The sequence below is a fragment of the Streptomyces sp. NPDC091209 genome (assembly GCF_044757755.1).
GTDB lineage: Bacteria > Actinomycetota > Actinomycetes > Streptomycetales > Streptomycetaceae > Streptomyces.
In genome coordinates, this window is the sequence record NZ_JBIVVR010000001.1 from 268,378 (window position 1) to 283,857 (window position 15,480).

The following is a 15,480-nucleotide window of genomic DNA, read 5'->3' on the forward strand; positions in this document are numbered from 1 at the left end:
CGGTGCGTGCGTCAGGGGTGCTTGGGGACGGTGGTGAGCATCGGCTTCGGTGAGGTGTGTCCGGCCGGCGAGCCCATGGCCGTGATGGCCAGGACCAGCGCGAGAGCCGCGGCGAGACCGGTCGCGGCGGCGATGAGGGCACGCATGCGGGCCTCCCGGGGCCAGGAGCTGATACATCGTCAGGTCCGGCACCGTAGCAACGGCGGCGCGAGATGAGAACACGTCGCGCACACAACGGATCAGGGCGCCCCCGCGGCGTGAGCCGAGGAGGCGCCCTGGAGTCGCACGGCCGCACGGTGGCGGCGGGGTGCTACGAAGCGGCGGCGGCCACCGTCAGTTCGACGGTCAGTGTCGCCCCGCCGGTGGTGGTGATGCGGAGCAGGAAGGTGCCGGTGGTGTCGTCGGCGTACAGCTTCGGCAGGACGAGCAGGCCGTCCGCGTCGGTGGTCAGGGCGGTGAGGGTGCGTACGGTCGTGCCGTCCGCGTCCTTGAAGTAGGGGCCCTTGTCGTTCTCGGTGGCGTCGTCGGCGGCCTTGATCAGGGTCGCGGTGGCGGCGACCTTGCCCGCGGCGGCGCCCTGGTAGGTGGCCTTGACCGCGATCTGGTCGGCGAACTCGCCGCCCGGTACGCAGGTCGGCGCGGTGTCGGTGGTGCGGGCCAGGGTGTCGGCCTGGCGGGCGGTGACGGTCGCCGTGTAGTCGAGGCCGGCCATGACGCGGCCCACGACGGTGACGCGGACGGTGAAGTCGCCGGTCTTCTCACCCGCCACGAGCGCGGGCGCGGTGGCCGTGCCGAGCCCGTTGGTGAGCTGTGTGGCGACGTTCTCGCCGCCGGTGAAGGTGGCGTCGGTGTCACCGACGATGGTGAACCGCACGCGGACCTTCGCGACGGCCTTGCCGGCCTTGTCCTCGGTCCGTACGGCGATCTTCTGCGTGAACGTGCCGCCGGCCGTCGCCGTGGCCTTGCCGTCGCCCATGTTCGTCAGGTGGTCCACCGTCTCGGTGGGCGTCGGCGTCGGCGTCGTGGTGGGCGGGGTCGGCGGGGTCGGCGAGGGGGACGCGGGCGGGGTCGGGGCGGGGCTCGTCGGGCGGCCGCTCGGCTTGGTGCCGCCCGGCTCGGTCGGCCGCGGCGGGGTGGGGCTCGGGCTCGGCGTGGCCGGGTCGTCGCTGTGGTGCGAGGGCAGCGTGCCCGTGCCGTTGGGGATCTCGTGCGTGCCCTTGCGGTAGTACTCCAGCCACGACAGGACGGTGTTCAGGTACGCCGTCGAGTTGTTGTAGCTGAGGATCGCCGCGTTCATCTGCGCCTGGACCGACATGTCGTGGTCGAAGCGGCACAGGTAGTGCCCGGCGGCCAGCGCCGCGTCGTAGACGTTGTTGGGGTCCTTCTTGCCGTCGCCGTTGCCGTCACGGCCCGCCCACGCCCAGGTGGAGGGGATGAACTGCATGGGGCCCACCGCGCGGTCGTACGTGCTGTCGCCGTCGAACGCGCCGTGGTCGGTGTCCTTGATGCTGGCGAAGCCGTTGCCGTCGAGGACCGGGCCGAGGATCGGCGACAGGGTGGTGCCGGCCGCGTCGACGCGGCCGCCGCGGGCCTGACCCGACTCGACCTTGCCGATCGCGGCGAGGAGCTGCCAGGGCAGGTTGCAGGTGGGCTTGGACTCGTGCAGCGACGCCTCGGCCTGCTTGTAGGCGTCGAGAACGGTCGCCGGGATGCCCGCCTCGGCGGCGCCCGCGGCTGCGGGCGTGCCGCTTCCCACGCTCGTGCTCGCGCTCGGTGCGGGATTCGGGCTCTGGAGCGGCGGAAGATCCGTGTAGTAGCGCGAGTTGCCGGTCGCGGTGCCGTCACCGCCCGCGTCGTTCGCGTCCTGGCCGACGTCGGCGCCCGCCGCCTGTCTGCCGTGGTCGTCGGCGAGCACTCCCGGGGCCTGCGAGCCGGACAGTGCCGCGACCGCGGCCGCGGCCACAGCGGTGGTTGCCGCGCTCTTGCGCAGCCTCCTGCCGAATTGCGCCGCCATTGAGTGAACCCCTCCCACGGACGACCGGCGTAGCCTGCCGTCTCTCAGAACCCTGTGCGCTGCCACTGTTTCCGACCGTGCTCCCCGGCACGGCGACCCAGGTGACCCTACGACAACTTCCTTTGCGTAGGGACCTGTTCGCGCCCGATATTCACCAGTTGGCCATGTGCCGTCGTCCCGCATACTGGCAGCCAGTGATCAACTGGCCGGACATAGCCGGTCAACAGCAGCCGCAGGGGGATGATTTGCCCTTCACTCTCAGTCACGCGGCCGCCGTACTGCCCGCTGTGCGGGGGGACGGAAGCGGTCGTGGCCGATTGATTCCGGCCGTTCTCGTGGCGGGTTCGTTCGCTCCCGACCTGACCTACTATGCGGCGAGCGTGGTGCCCGGGGCGATGGAGTTCGGCACGTTCACGCACTCGTTCACCGGGGTGTTCACCGTTGATGTGCTGATCGCATGGATGCTGGTCGGTGCCTGGCTGGTGCTGCGTGAGCCGCTGGTCGCGCTGATGCCCGCGGCACGACAGGGGCGCACGGCACGACTGTTGCGCTGTGGAGCCGTGCGCGAGCCGGTGCGCACGCCGCTGGTCCTGTGGTGGTACGTCTCCGCGGCGTTCGGCGCGCTGACGCATGTGGTGTGGGACGCGTTCACCCATCACGACCGGTGGGGGGTGGGGCTCTTCCCCGTCCTCGGGCGGAACCTCGCGGGCTCGCCGCTCTACTGGTACGTCCAGTACGGCAGTTCGGCGGTGGCGGCCGTCGTGATCGTGGCGTTCGTGGTGCTCGCTCTGCGCCGTTCGCCGCACGGCCCGGCCGTCGGGGTGCCCGTTCTGTCCACCGCCGACCGGTGGCTGGCCGCCGCCGTGATCGGCGGCCTCGCGCTGGCCGCCGCGGTACAGCGGGCGGTGCGCTGGTGGGCGTACTGGGGGTCCATCGCGAAGCCGTGGGAGCTCATTCCGCCACTGTGTTTCGGCGGGGGCGCGGGCCTGGTCCTCGGCCTCGGCCTGTATGTCTCGGCGGTCAGGCTGTGGCGTCCCGCTCCGGCTCGTCCCGGCCCGGCGGCGGCCCGTACGGAGCCGAGCCGTCCGGCTCCTCGCTGACCGCGGTACCGGCGGTGAGGCTCCGGAGCAGGTCACGTCCGTGGCCGAGGCCCCGGTGCACGGCCCGGACGGCACGTTCGACGACGCGGGCGCCGTACGGCACCGTCGGATGGTCGTACGACAGGACGACGACGCGGTAGGTGCGGGCGGGGCCGGTGAAGGCGCCGATCCGGTGGACGCGCCGGCCGTTCGCGGCCCGGGGCAGCCGGCCGGTCGTGATGTGGGCCTTCGGGCCGCGCGGCAGGCCGGACGGTACGGCCCTGCGCCGGTCGGCGCGGGCCCGGGTGAGCAGCCGGAGGCCGTACGCGCGGGTCCTCAGGAACGCGTGGGCACCGGTGAGCACCCCCGGCAGCCGCATCCGGTCGACGGCCCCGGTGCGGGTCGGACCACCTGTCAGGTCGTCGCGCACCGCCGCCAGGACGGTGCCGGGGCGGGCCGACAGCGCCGCCCGGAGGTCGCGGGACATCCCGGCGCCGGGATCCTCGTCCCGGGGAGAGCGGGGAGAACGGGGGGAACGGGGGGAACGGGGCGCCTCGGGCCGCTGGGCGGTGCCCGCTTCGGCGGCGAACGCGGGTAGCGGCGCGAGCAGCACCGGGACGACGGCCGCGGTCACCGTCACGGTCGCGACCACGACGGTCGTGGCCATGGCCGTACGGCAGTGGAGCGTGCGTATACCCATGCCCGCATCCTTACGGCACCCTCCGGCCGGGGGCGCTCCGGGAGAGCCACGCGAGTGATGATCACTCCGGCCCGGCCCCGGAGACGGTGGGCGTACGGAACCGGAGACGGCCGGAGGGCGGGCCCGGTGCCTCGTGGTGCCGGGCCCGTAGCCGTCGTACGAAGGCGCCGCCCGGTGCTAGTGCGCCGCCGACTCCCAGTCCGGGCCCGAGCCCACGGAGACGTCCAGCGGGACCTGGAGCTGGACGGCGGACGCCATCTCGTGGCGCAGCAGTTCCTCCGTCCTGGCCCGCTCCCCCGGAGCGATCTCCAGGACGATTTCGTCATGGACCTGGAGCAGCATGCGGGAGGTGAGGTTCGCCTCGCGCAGCGCCCGGTCCACGTTGAGCATCGCGATCTTCACGATGTCGGCGGCCGTGCCCTGAATGGGCGCGTTCAGGGCCATGCGCTCGGCCGCCTCACGCCGCTGCCGGTTGTCGCTGTTCAGATCCGGCAGATAGCGGCGGCGCCCGAAGAGCGTCGCGGTGTAGCCCGTGGCCCGGGCCTCGTCGACCGCCCGGCGCAGATAGTCCCGTACGCCGCCGAAGCGCTCGAAATACGTGTCCATCAGCGCACGGGCCTCGCCCGCCTCGATGTTGAGCTGCTGGGACAGGCCGAAGGCCGACAGCCCGTAGGCGAGGCCGTACGACATCGCCTTGATCTTGCGGCGCATCTCGGCGTCGACCCCGGACCGCTCCACCGAGAACACCTGGGACGCGACGGTGGTGTGCAGGTCCTCACCGGAGGAGAACGCCTCCAACAGGCCCTCGTCCTCGGACAGATGGGCCATCACCCGCAGCTCGATCTGGCTGTAGTCCGCGGTCATGAGGGACTCGAAGCCCTCACCGACCACGAACCCGCGGCGGATCGCGCGGCCCTCGTCCGTGCGGACCGGGATGTTCTGCAGGTTCGGATCGGTCGACGACAGCCGGCCGGTCGCCGCGACCGTCTGGTTGTAGGTGGTGTGGATGCGGCCGTCCGCGGCGATCGACTTGATCAGGCCCTCGACGGTGACGCGCAGCTTGGCCTGCTCCCGGTGACGGAGCATGATCACGGGCAGTTCGTTCTCGGTCTGCGTCGCCAGCCAGGCCAACGCGTCCGCGTCCGTCGTATAACCCGTCTTGGTCTTCTTCGTCTTCGGCAGGGCCAGTTCGCCGAAGAGGACTTCCTGGAGCTGCTTGGGCGAGCCGAGGTTGAACTCGTGCCCGGCGGCCGCGTGCGCCTCCTTCACGGCCTGCTGCACCGCCCCGGCGAACATCTGCTCCATGGCCTCCAGATGCGCCCGGTCCGCGGCGATGCCGTGCCGCTCCAGGCGGGCCAGCAGACTCGACGTCGGCAGCTCCATGTCACGCAGCAGATCCGCCGCGCCGACCTCCTGGAGCTTCTCCCGGAACGCCTCGCCCAGGTCGAGGATCGTGCGGGCCTGCACCATCAGCGCGTCGGCCTCGGCCTGCTCGTCCGTACCGAAGGCGAGCTGTCCGTCGGCCGCGGCGGCGGGCCCGAGCTCCCGGCCGAGATACTCCAGCGAGAGCGCGTCCAGCGCGAAGGAGCGGCGGCCCGGCTTGACCAGGTAGGCGGCGAGCGCGGTGTCCATGCTCACGCCCTCGATCGTCCAGCCGTGCTCGGCGAAGACCCGCATCGCGCCCTTGGCGTTGTGCATGACCTTGTGCTTCCCCGAGTCCGCGAGCCACGCGGCGAACGCGTTCTCGTCGGACTCGTCGAGCTGGGACGGATCGAACCAGACAGCCGCACCCGCACCGGCCGCGAGCGCCACCTCGGCGACGGACCCCGTGCCCAGCGCCCACGAGTCGACCGTGGACAGGCCCAGGACCGCCGTGCCGTGCTCGGCGAGCCACGGCTTCAGCTCGCCCGCGCCCAGCACCGTACCGTCGATCTCGACACCCTCGGCGACCGGCCGCGCCTCCTCGGCCTCCCCGGCCCCCGGGTCCACGGCGAGCAGCCGCTCGCGCAGCGACGGGTTCCGGATCTCCAGGGTGTCCAGGACCATCGCCAGGGCCGTACGGTCGTACGCGGCCCGCTCCAGGTCCGCCACCGTCCGGGGCAGCTCGACGTCCTTGACCATCTCCGTGAGACGGCGGTTGAGCTTCACCGCCTCCAGGTGGTCGCGCAGATTCTGCCCCGCCTTGCCCTTGACCTCGTCGACCCGCTCGACCAGCTCCGCGAACGAACCGAACTGGTTGATCCACTTCGCGGCCGTCTTCTCGCCGACACCGGGGATGCCCGGCAGGTTGTCCGACGGGTCGCCGCGCAGCGCCGCGAAGTCGGGGTACTGCGCCGGCGTCAGTCCGTACTTCTCGAAGACCTTCTCCGGAGTGAACCGGGTCAGCTCGGAGACGCCCTTCGTCGGGTACAGCACCGTCGTGTGCTCGGACACCAGCTGGAAGGAGTCACGGTCGCCCGTGACGATCAGCACATCGAAGCCCTCGGCCTCGGCCTGCGTGGCGAGCGTCGCGATGATGTCGTCGGCCTCGAAACCGTCCACCGCGAACCGCTGCGCGTGCATCGCGTCCAGCACCTCGCCGATCAGCTCGACCTGCCCCTTGAACTCGTCCGGGGTCTTCGACCTGTTCGCCTTGTACTCGGTGAACTCCTCGGAACGCCACGTCTTGCGCGAGACGTCGAACGCCACCGCGAAATGCGTGGGCGCCTCGTCACGCAGTGTGTTCGCCAGCATCGACGCGAAACCATAGATGGCGTTCGTCGGCTGGCCCGTCGCGGTGGTGAAGTTCTCCGCGGGCAGCGCGAAGAACGCGCGGTAGGCCAGCGAGTGCCCGTCCATGAGCATCAGGCGCGGGCGGCCCGTACCTGCGGTGTTCTCGGTCTTCTTCGATGCTGTGTCTGCCACGCCCCCGATCCTGCCACGGCCCACTGACATCCAGCGCCGTCCCGGCCCCGCACGCACCTTCCCCGCCCGGATTCCCACAACCCACGACCGTCGCTGTCGGCCCCGCGTGCGAGGATCCAAGCGGTACGAAGTCACGCACACCGACGTGCGCACGTGAAGGGGTTCAGCGATGGCCAGCAAGCCGCCGAAAAGCGATCCGGTCCAGGACACGCCACAGGTAGCCGAACCCAGGCGCGCGGCGGCCGGGCTCCCCGCCATCGGACACACCCTGCGCATCGCCCAGCAGCAGATGGGCCTGCGCCGCACCGCGCTCACCCTCCTGCGCGTCAACCAGAAGGACGGCTTCGACTGCCCGGGCTGCGCCTGGCCCGAGCCGGAGCACCGGCACACCGCGGAGTTCTGCGAGAACGGCGCGAAGGCGGTCGCCGAGGAGGCCACCCTGCGCCGGGTGACCCCGGACTTCTTCGCCGCGCACACCGTCTCCGACCTCGCCGGCCGCAGCGGCTACTGGCTCGGCCAGCAGGGACGCCTCACCCACCCCATGTACCTCCCCGAGGGCGCCGACCACTACGAGCCCATCACCTGGGAGCGCGCCTTCGACATCGTCGCCGAGGAACTCGCCGCACTCGGCTCCCCCGACGAGGCCCTCTTCTACACCTCGGGCCGCACCAGCAACGAGGCCGCGTTCCTCTACCAGCTCTTCGCCCGCGAGCTCGGCACGAACAACCTGCCGGACTGCTCGAACATGTGCCACGAGTCGTCGGGGTCCGCCCTCTCCGAGACCATCGGCATCGGCAAGGGCAGCGTCCTGCTCGACGACCTCTACCAGGCGGACCTGATCATCGTCGCCGGGCAGAACCCCGGCACGAACCACCCCCGCATGCTCTCGGCCCTGGAGAAGGCCAAGGCGAACGGCGCGCGGATCATCACCGTCAACCCGCTGCCCGAAGCGGGCATGGAGCGCTTCAAGAACCCGCAGACCCCCCAGGGCATGGTCAAGGGAGCCGCGCTCACCGACCTCTTCCTGCAGATCCGCCTCGGCGGCGACCAGGCCCTCTTCCGGCTGCTGAACAAGCTGATCCTCGCCACCGAAGGCGCCGTCGACGAGACGTTCGTCGCGGAACACACCCACGGGTTCGAGGACTTCGCCCGGACCGCGAGCGCCGCGGACTGGGACGAGACCCTCACCGCGACCGGCCTCACCCGCGAGCGGATCGACGAGGCCCTGAGCATGGTCCTCGCCTCGAAGCGCACCATCGTGTGCTGGGCGATGGGCCTCACCCAGCACAAGCACTCCGTGCCCACGATCCGCGAAGTCGTCAACTTCCTGCTGCTGCGCGGCAACATCGGCCGCCCCGGCGCGGGCGTCTGCCCGGTCCGCGGCCACTCGAACGTGCAGGGCGACCGCACCATGGGCATCTTCGAACGCCCCGCCCCCGCCTTCCTCGACGCCCTGGAGAAGGAGTTCGGCTTCAAGGCGCCCCGCGAACACGGCTACGACGTCGTACGGGCCATCCGCGCACTGCGCGACGGCGACGCCAAGGTCTTCTTCGCCATGGGCGGCAACTTCGTCTCCGCGTCCCCCGACACCGAGGTCACCGAGGCGGCCATGCGGCGCGCGCGGCTGACCGTGCACGTCTCCACCAAGCTGAACCGCTCGCACGTCGTCACCGGCGCGCGCGCCCTCGTCCTGCCCACCCTCGGACGCACCGAGCGCGACCTCCAGGGCGGCGGCGAACAGTTCGTGACCGTCGAGGACTCCATGGGCATGGTGCACGCCTCACGCGGCCGGCTGGACCCCGCGAGCCCCCACCTGCTGTCCGAGCCCGCCATCGTGGCCCGCCTCGCCCGCAAGGTCCTCGGCGAGCGCAGCACCACCCCCTGGGAGGAGTTCGAGAAGGACTACGCGAGCATCCGCGACCGCATCGCGCGCGTGATCCCCGGCTTCCACGACTTCAACGCGCGCGTGGCCGACCCGGCCGGCTTCACCCTCCCGCACGCCCCCCGCGACGAGCGCCGCTTCCCGACGGCCACCGGCAAGGCCAACTTCACCGCCGCGCCCGTCGAGTACCCCGAGCTCCCCGCCGGCCGCCTGCTGCTCCAGACCCTGCGCTCCCACGACCAGTACAACACCACCATCTACGGACTCGACGACCGATACCGGGGCATCAAGAACGGCCGCCGGGTCGTCCTCGTCAACCCCGAGGACGCCCGCGCCCTGAACGTCGCGGACGGCTCGTACGTCGACCTGGTCGGCGAATGGAAGGACGGCGTGGAACGGCGCGCGCCCGGCTTCCGCGTCGTGCACTACCCCACCGCCCGGGGCTGCGCGGCCGCCTACTACCCGGAGACCAACGTCCTGGTCCCCCTCGACGCGACCGCCGACACGAGCAACACCCCTGCCAGCAAGTCCGTGGTCGTCCGTCTGGAACAATCGACAGCCGACTGAGCGTTCGCTCAGCAGGGAGAAACCACGACGAAGTGGTCCACGACGAACGGAGCCGGGCCCGATGGGCGAACAGCACATCCCGAAGTTCCCGCAAGGGGTCATCGACGAGTACGCCGCTCTCGGCGTCGACCTGCCCGCGCTCTTCTCCGCGGGCCACCTCGGCAACCGCATGGGCGTCCAGATCGTCGAGGCCTCCGCGGACCGCGTCGTCGGCACCATGCCGGTGGAGGGCAACACGCAGCCCTACGGCCTGCTGCACGGCGGAGCCTCGGCCGTCCTCGCCGAGACCATCGGCTCCGTCGGCGCCATGCTCCACGGCGGTATCACCAAGATCGCCGTCGGCGTCGACCTGAACTGCACCCACCACCGAGGCGTCCGTTCCGGCCTCGTCACCGGCGTGGCCACACCCGTGCACCGCGGGCGCACCTCGGCGACGTACGAGATCGCCATCACGGACGAGGACGGCAAGCGCGTCTGCAGCGCCCGGCTCACCTGCATCCTCAAGGACGCGCCCCAGAGCTGACCTGCGGCCGGGAGCCGGCCGCAACCCCTCCGGACCCGGCCCGCACCCCTCCGGGGCGCCCCGGGACCCTGAAGGGCTCCCGGGAGGCTCACAAGGGGCCCACAAGGGGCTCACAAGGACCCTCGGGGGCAGGGACCCGTCTCCCCCCCTGCCGCGGGCGGGAACACACGGGGGCGCGCCGGGGAGCGGGCGCCTCCCGGGCGCGCGGCCCCGGACGCTTGGCCCCCGGACGCTTGGCCCCGGCACGGCCGGCCCAGCCTCGGATCGTCCAGCCCGAGAGAAGCCCGCCCTCCGGACCCAGCCCCGGGAGGCCCGGCCTCGACGCGTCCCCCCTCCCGAGGCCGACCTCGGGAGGCCGACCTCGGGAGGCCGACCTCGGGAGGGCCGCACCTCGGGAGGGCCGCCTCGCGGGAGGCCGCCTCGCGGGAGGCCGCCTCGCGACGCCCCCTCGGAACACCCGGCCTCGGAACGCCCATCCCGGAACACCCGACCCCGGAACGCCGGCCTCGCGGCGCGCCCCGCTTCGGGGCGCCCCCACCTCGGGACGCTCGACCAGCGGCCGCCCAACTCCCGCTCCCGCACCGCCCCTTGGCGGAGCCGTGCTCTCCGGCCCAGTATGAGACATGACCGGCATCGGACCCGTCGAGCCCTACCACCCCGGTGAAGCCGACGCGCCCCACCAGGACACGCCCGCCGAACTCCTGATGTCCGCCCCTCCGCGGTTCGGCACCCGCTGGGCCGCGCTCCCGCGCCCGCGCCGACGACTCGTCCAGGCCCTGGTCGTCATCGCGACCGCAACCGGCGTCCTCTTCGCCCTGCGCCCCGCACCGCACACCCGGGCCACCCCGACCCCCCACCCGCGGCCCGCCGGTGTCACCACCCTCCACTACCGGGGCCGTGGCACCACACCCACTTCGTTCCGCTTCGAGGTCGTCGTCGCCCGCGGCACCCCCGTCACCATCCACCAAGTAGGCCCCGGACTGCCCGAGTTGAGTGTCACCACCGCACCCCGGCTGCCACTGACAGTGAAGGCCGGAAATCCCCGCCTCATCACCGTGCGCATCTCCGTATACGACTGCGCCTCCGTGCCGCCCGCCCTCGTTCCGCCCCACCTCGACCTGCTCATCAGCAACGAGACAGCGCAGCAACAGCAACGCTTTCTCTTCGGCGGCACCTATCCGCACGACCTGTGGACCGGCCTGCGCGCCGTCTGCTTCCCAACAGGCCCCACCCCACACCCACTTCACCCGGCCAGGTCACCCGTGACCACCTCACACGGCAGTAACAGTCGGTTACCTCTGCTGTAACGAAGCAATCGCCGCGGCGCGAGGCACACCGTGCCGCGCCCCCCGCGGCACCCCGACCCGTCACCGCACGTCCGGCTTCCGCTCCCCGCCACGAACCCGGATCAGCGCGTTCTCACCATGCGAACACACAACCGTCTCCCACCAGCACACCGAAATGCTCCGAACGTCCGCCCCACGCCCGCGAGGCACCCCCCGCATAACAAGAGCGTCACAGCCTTCCCCACGCTCCTCCACACTCCCCCTACCTGCGCTTATAGTCACGGCCAGTCACCGCGCCGCCGGGCGCGTCACTGCACGGCCCTGCTTCACCCAGTACGGCCCGGCGATAGACACGGCCCCCACCCTGGGGTGCCGCGCCAGGGAGAGGATTCAACGTGCGACAGCGTTCTATGGTCATACTCACCGCCGTGCTCACTACAGGAGCACTCACGCTGACCGCCTGCGGCTCGCGCGACAACAGCGGCGACAGCAAGAGCGGCAAGAAGACCGAGATCATCATCGGCGTGGACGCGCCGCTGACCGGTCAGAACTCCGCCACCGGCCTCGGCATCCAGGGCGGCGTCCAGATCGCCGTCGACGACGCCAACAAGAACAACACCGTGCCCGGCGTGACGTTCAAGGTCCAGGCGCTCGACGACAAGGCCATCCCGGCCTCCGGTCAGCAGAACGCCACCCAGCTCGTCCAGGACGACAAGGTCCTCGGCGTAGTCGGCCCGCTGAACTCCGGCGTCGCCACCCAGATGCAGCAGGTCTTCGACACCGCCAACCTGGTCGAGATCTCCCCGTCCAACACCGCCCCGGAGCTCACCCAGGGCAAGAACTGGCAGACCGCCAAGTCCCGCCCGTTCAAGACATACTTCCGCACCGCCACCACCGACGCCCTCCAGGGCGGCTTCGCGGCCGACTACGCGTACAACACCCTGAAGAAGCGCAAGGTGTTCGTGGTCGACGACAAGCAGACCTACGGCGCCGGCCTGGCCAAGCTCTTCAAGGCCGGCTTCACCAAGTCCGGCGGCAAGGTCGCGGGCGAGGACCACGTCAACACCGGCGACACGGACTTCTCGGCCCTCGTCACCAAGATCAAGAACGCCAAGGCCGACCTGGTCTACTACGGTGGCCAGTACGACGAGTCGGAGAAGCTGACCAAGCAGCTCAAGGACGGCGGAGTCAAGATCCCGCTGTTCGGTGGCGACGGCATGTTCAGCGACACCTACATCCAGACCGCCGGCGCGACCTCCGAGGGCGACCTCGCCACCTCGGTCGGCCAGCCCGTCGACTCCCTGCCCTCCGCCGCGGACTTCATCAAGAAGTACAAGGCCTCCGGCCTCAAGGGCGACTACGGCACGTACGGTGGCTACTCCTACGACGCCGCCACGGCCATCATCAAGGCCATCGCCGCTGTCGTGAAGGACGGCAAGATCCCGGACGGCGCCCGCGCCAAGATCGTCGCCGAGGTCCAGAAGACCAAGTTCGACGGCATCGCCGGCCCCGTCTCCTTCGACGAGTTCGGTGACACCACCAACAAGCAGCTCACCGTCTACCAGGTCGTCTCCGGCAAGTGGAAGGCCGTCAAGAGCGGTACGTTCAGCGGCTGATCCGCACCACCCGGGCCACTCCGGCGGATCGGTCCGACACCAGGCCACGGCGCCCGAACCGGCACCATGCGCCCGGTCCGATCCACCGGACAGGCCCTCGCACAACCCCAGGGCCGCGCGGCCACGACCACACGTCACCGCGCGGCCCGCTCCATACGCCCTGCTCAATTCTCCCCACCACATGGAGGCCATGCGGTGAACACCCTGCCGCAGCAGCTGGCCAACGGGCTGTTCCTCGGCTCGATGTACGGGCTGATCGCCATCGGCTACACGATGGTGTACGGCATCGTCCAGCTCATCAACTTCGCCCACGGCGAGATCTTCATGACCGGCGGCTTCGGCGCACTCTCGGTCTACCTCTACGTTCTGCCAAACGGCACATCCATGTGGATAGCCCTCCCAGCGATGCTGATAGGCGGCGGCATCGTCTCCGTCCTCATCGCCGTCGGGGCCGAACGCTTCGCCTACCGACCACTGCGCGGAGCACCACGCCTCGCCCCCCTCATCACCGCCATCGGTCTGTCCCTGGCCCTCCAGCAGATCGTCTTCAACACGTACCCGAACGCCAAGACCGACCTGAAGTTCCCCCAACTTCCCTTCGGCCCCTGGCACATCGGCTCCGTCAGCATCCAGAGCGGCTCCGTCTTCGTCATCGTCGCCGCCCCGCTCTGCATGGCCGCCCTCGCGCTGTTCGTCAGCCTCTCCCGCACCGGCCGCGCCATGCAGGCCACCGCGCAGGACCCTGACACCGCACAGCTCATGGGCATCGACACCAACCGCATCATCGTCATCGCCTTCGCCATCGGCGGCTTCTTCGCCGCCGTCGCAGCCGTCTCCTACGGCCTGCGCTACGGCACGGTGAAGTACGACATGGGCTTCCAGATGGGCCTCAAGGCCTTCACCGCCGCCGTCCTCGGCGGCATCGGCAACATCTACGGCGCCATGGTCGGCGGCCTCGTCCTCGGCCTCGCCGAGACCATGGCCACCAGCTACATCGACGGCATCCCGGGCATGCAGCAGCTCGGCGGCGGCGGCTGGTCCTCCGTCTGGGCCTTCGTACTCCTCATCCTCGTACTGCTGTTCAGGCCACAAGGCCTCGTCGGCGAACGCGTCGCGGACAGGGCGTGAGCACCATGGCAACCACCGAGACCACCACCCCCGAGCGCGGCCTGATCCCGCTCCCCGAGAGCGCCGCCCGCGTCCTCATCGCCATCGGCGCCGTCGCCACCATCGCCAGCACCTTCATGTCCTGGACCTACACGTCCGACTTCCCCGGGGACCTCACGTACTACGGCTCCCCGGCCGGACTCCAGGTCCTCGACATCGTCGCCGGCGTCCTCACCCTGCTCTTCGCGCTGACCCTCTGGAACGTCCGCGGCCTCGGCTGGCTCAACCCGGCGGGCGCCACCCAGCCCGTCGTCCTCGCCGCCGCCTCCGCGTTCGCCGTGAGCTGGTTCAGCGCCATCGCCATCGCCGTCGACCTCAAGGGCCTCGTCGCACTCGACCCCGGCGCCTACGTCGCCGCCGTCGGCTCGCTGATCGCCCTCCTCGGCACCCTGGCACTCCCCAAGCCCGGTGACACCTTCAAGGACTACGTCACCAAGCCCGACCTCATCCCGCCGGCCGCCCAACTGCCCGGCTGGGTCGAGCGCCTCGTCATCACCGCCGCCACCGCCGTCGCACTGATCGTCTTCACCTACGGCATCGGCGTCGACCCCGACGCAAGCGAAACGTTCCTGGGCTACCTGCTCCTCGTCGTCTTCGGCACCTGGGCCCTGCACAGCGCCGGACTCTTCGACCGCTTCGCCCACCTGAACGCCCGCCACAAGGGATTCGCCACCACCATGGCCTTCCTGGCCGCGGCGATCTTCCCCTTCGTCGCGAACAACGAGCACAACTCCAACCTCGGCGTGAACATCCTCGTCGTCGGCACCGTCGCGCTCGGCCTCAACATCGTCGTCGGCCTCACCGGACTCCTCGACCTCGGATACGTCGCCTTCCTCGGCGTCGGCGCCTACGCCGCCGCCCTCGTCTCCGGCTCCGAGTTCTCCCGCTTCTCCGGCGTCCAGTTCCCCTTCTGGGCCGCCATGCTCACCGGCATGGCCGCGTCGCTCGTCTTCGGCGTCCTCATCGGCGCCCCCACCCTGCGACTGCGCGGCGACTACCTCGCCATCGTGACCCTGGGCTTCGGAGAGATCTTCCGCATCGCCGTCAACAACATGGACGGCACCTCCGGCCCCAACCTCACCAACGGCCCCAACGGCATCTCCATGATCCCGGACCTCAACATCTTCGGGTTCAACTTCGGCGCCGAGCACAACATCCTCGGCTTCGCCCTCGGCCGCTTCGCGAACTACTTCCTGCTGATGCTGCTCATCACCGGACTCGTCGTCGTCGTGTTCAACCGCGCCGCCGACTCCCGGATCGGCCGCTCCTGGATCGCCATCCGCGAGGACGAGACCGCCGCCACCGCCATGGGCATCAACGGCTTCCGCGTCAAGCTCATCGCCTTCGCCCTCGGCGCCTCCCTCGCCGGCCTCGCCGGCACGGTCAGCGCCCACGTCGGCTACAGCGTCAACCCGGCCCCGTACCAGTTCGCCGGCTCCGTGCCCCCGAACTCCGCCTTCCTCCTCGCGGCGGTCGTTCTCGGCGGCATGGGCACCGTCAACGGACCCATCCTCGGCGCCACCCTGCTCTACCTCCTCCCCGAGAAGCTCAGCTTCCTGAAGGAGTACCAGCTCCTCGCCTTCGGCGTCGCGCTCGTCGTGCTCATGCGCTTCCGCCCCGAAGGCATCATCGCCAACCGTCGCCGCCAGCTCGAATTCCACGAGAGCGACGACGCCATCCACATCCCCGAACAAGGCCTGCCCGACTCCACCGTCGGCGTCACCAAGGCAGGGGCGTAACCA

At 70.7% G+C, this 15,480-nt stretch carries 11 protein-coding genes; 7 read left to right on the forward strand and 4 right to left on the reverse strand.

The genetic code is table 11. The annotated features are described in order from the left end of the window. Positions 1-11: 11 nt before the first annotated feature. On the reverse strand, positions 12-146 hold the full coding sequence (locus ACIQRL_RS01240) for an SPW_0924 family protein (protein WP_401325403.1): 135 nt from the start codon (positions 144-146) through the stop codon (positions 12-14). Positions 147-310: 164 nt separating this feature from the next. Further along, the gene (locus ACIQRL_RS01245; protein ID WP_401325405.1) at positions 311-2,014 is read right to left on the reverse strand and encodes a lytic transglycosylase domain-containing protein; all 1,704 of its coding nucleotides are present in this window, start codon (positions 2,012-2,014) and stop codon (positions 311-313) included. A gap of 245 nt (positions 2,015-2,259) precedes the next feature. On the opposite strand from ACIQRL_RS01245, the gene ACIQRL_RS01250 reads away from it, so the two are divergent. After that, entirely contained in the window at positions 2,260-3,114 is an 855-nt protein-coding gene (locus ACIQRL_RS01250; protein ID WP_401325407.1) for a DUF4184 family protein, read from the forward strand. On the opposite strand, the gene ACIQRL_RS01255 is transcribed toward ACIQRL_RS01250, so the two are convergent. Continuing rightward, positions 3,035-3,793 (reverse strand): hypothetical protein, encoded by a 759-nt coding sequence (locus tag ACIQRL_RS01255; protein WP_401325410.1) that lies wholly within the window; start codon positions 3,791-3,793, stop codon positions 3,035-3,037. The two genes, ACIQRL_RS01250 and ACIQRL_RS01255, sit on opposite strands and share 80 nt — an antisense overlap. A gap of 177 nt (positions 3,794-3,970) precedes the next feature. Further along, the gene (gene polA / locus ACIQRL_RS01260) at positions 3,971-6,697 is read right to left on the reverse strand and encodes a DNA polymerase I (protein WP_401325412.1); all 2,727 of its coding nucleotides are present in this window, start codon (positions 6,695-6,697) and stop codon (positions 3,971-3,973) included. Positions 6,698-6,866: 169 nt separating this feature from the next. On the opposite strand from polA, the gene ACIQRL_RS01265 reads away from it, so the two are divergent. From ACIQRL_RS01265 to ACIQRL_RS01290, 6 genes are all read left to right on the forward strand, one after another. Beyond that, entirely contained in the window at positions 6,867-9,146 is a 2,280-nt protein-coding gene (locus ACIQRL_RS01265; protein WP_401325413.1) for an FdhF/YdeP family oxidoreductase, read from the forward strand. Between the two features lie 61 nt (positions 9,147-9,207). Beyond that, positions 9,208-9,669: a PaaI family thioesterase gene (locus ACIQRL_RS01270; RefSeq protein ID WP_401325416.1), complete on the forward strand. Its 462-nt coding sequence runs from the start codon at positions 9,208-9,210 to the stop codon at positions 9,667-9,669. Positions 9,670-10,292: 623 nt separating this feature from the next. Beyond that, complete coding sequence (locus ACIQRL_RS01275; protein WP_401325418.1) at positions 10,293-10,976, forward strand: hypothetical protein; 684 nt, start codon at positions 10,293-10,295, stop codon at positions 10,974-10,976. A 389-nt stretch (positions 10,977-11,365) separates the two neighbouring features. After that, a complete protein-coding gene (locus ACIQRL_RS01280; RefSeq protein WP_401327985.1) occupies positions 11,366-12,571 on the forward strand; it encodes a branched-chain amino acid ABC transporter substrate-binding protein in 1,206 nt (401 codons plus the stop codon). Positions 12,572-12,766: 195 nt separating this feature from the next. Beyond that, positions 12,767-13,699, forward strand: coding sequence for a branched-chain amino acid ABC transporter permease (locus ACIQRL_RS01285; protein WP_401325420.1), 933 nt, complete (start codon positions 12,767-12,769; stop codon positions 13,697-13,699). A 5-nt stretch (positions 13,700-13,704) separates the two neighbouring features. Continuing rightward, on the forward strand, positions 13,705-15,477 hold the full coding sequence (locus ACIQRL_RS01290; RefSeq protein WP_401327989.1) for a branched-chain amino acid ABC transporter permease: 1,773 nt from the start codon (positions 13,705-13,707) through the stop codon (positions 15,475-15,477). Positions 15,478-15,480 lie beyond the last annotated feature (3 nt).

What these genes read in the sequence shown, in the direction of transcription:
- ACIQRL_RS01240 (WP_401325403.1), bottom strand. Translation starts at nt 146, where the DNA reads ATGCGTGCCCTCATCGCCGCCGCGACCGGTCTCGCCGCGGCTCTCGCG.
- ACIQRL_RS01245 (WP_401325405.1), bottom strand. Translation starts at nt 2,014, where the DNA reads ATGGCGGCGCAATTCGGCAGGAGGCTGCGCAAGAGCGCGGCAACCACC.
- ACIQRL_RS01255 (WP_401325410.1), bottom strand. Translation starts at nt 3,793, where the DNA reads ATGGGTATACGCACGCTCCACTGCCGTACGGCCATGGCCACGACCGTC.
- ACIQRL_RS01265 (WP_401325413.1), top strand. Translation starts at nt 6,867, where the DNA reads ATGGCCAGCAAGCCGCCGAAAAGCGATCCGGTCCAGGACACGCCACAG.
- ACIQRL_RS01270 (WP_401325416.1), top strand. Translation starts at nt 9,208, where the DNA reads ATGGGCGAACAGCACATCCCGAAGTTCCCGCAAGGGGTCATCGACGAG.
- ACIQRL_RS01275 (WP_401325418.1), top strand. Translation starts at nt 10,293, where the DNA reads ATGACCGGCATCGGACCCGTCGAGCCCTACCACCCCGGTGAAGCCGAC.
- ACIQRL_RS01280 (WP_401327985.1), top strand. Translation starts at nt 11,366, where the DNA reads ATGGTCATACTCACCGCCGTGCTCACTACAGGAGCACTCACGCTGACC.
- ACIQRL_RS01290 (WP_401327989.1), top strand. Translation starts at nt 13,705, where the DNA reads ATGGCAACCACCGAGACCACCACCCCCGAGCGCGGCCTGATCCCGCTC.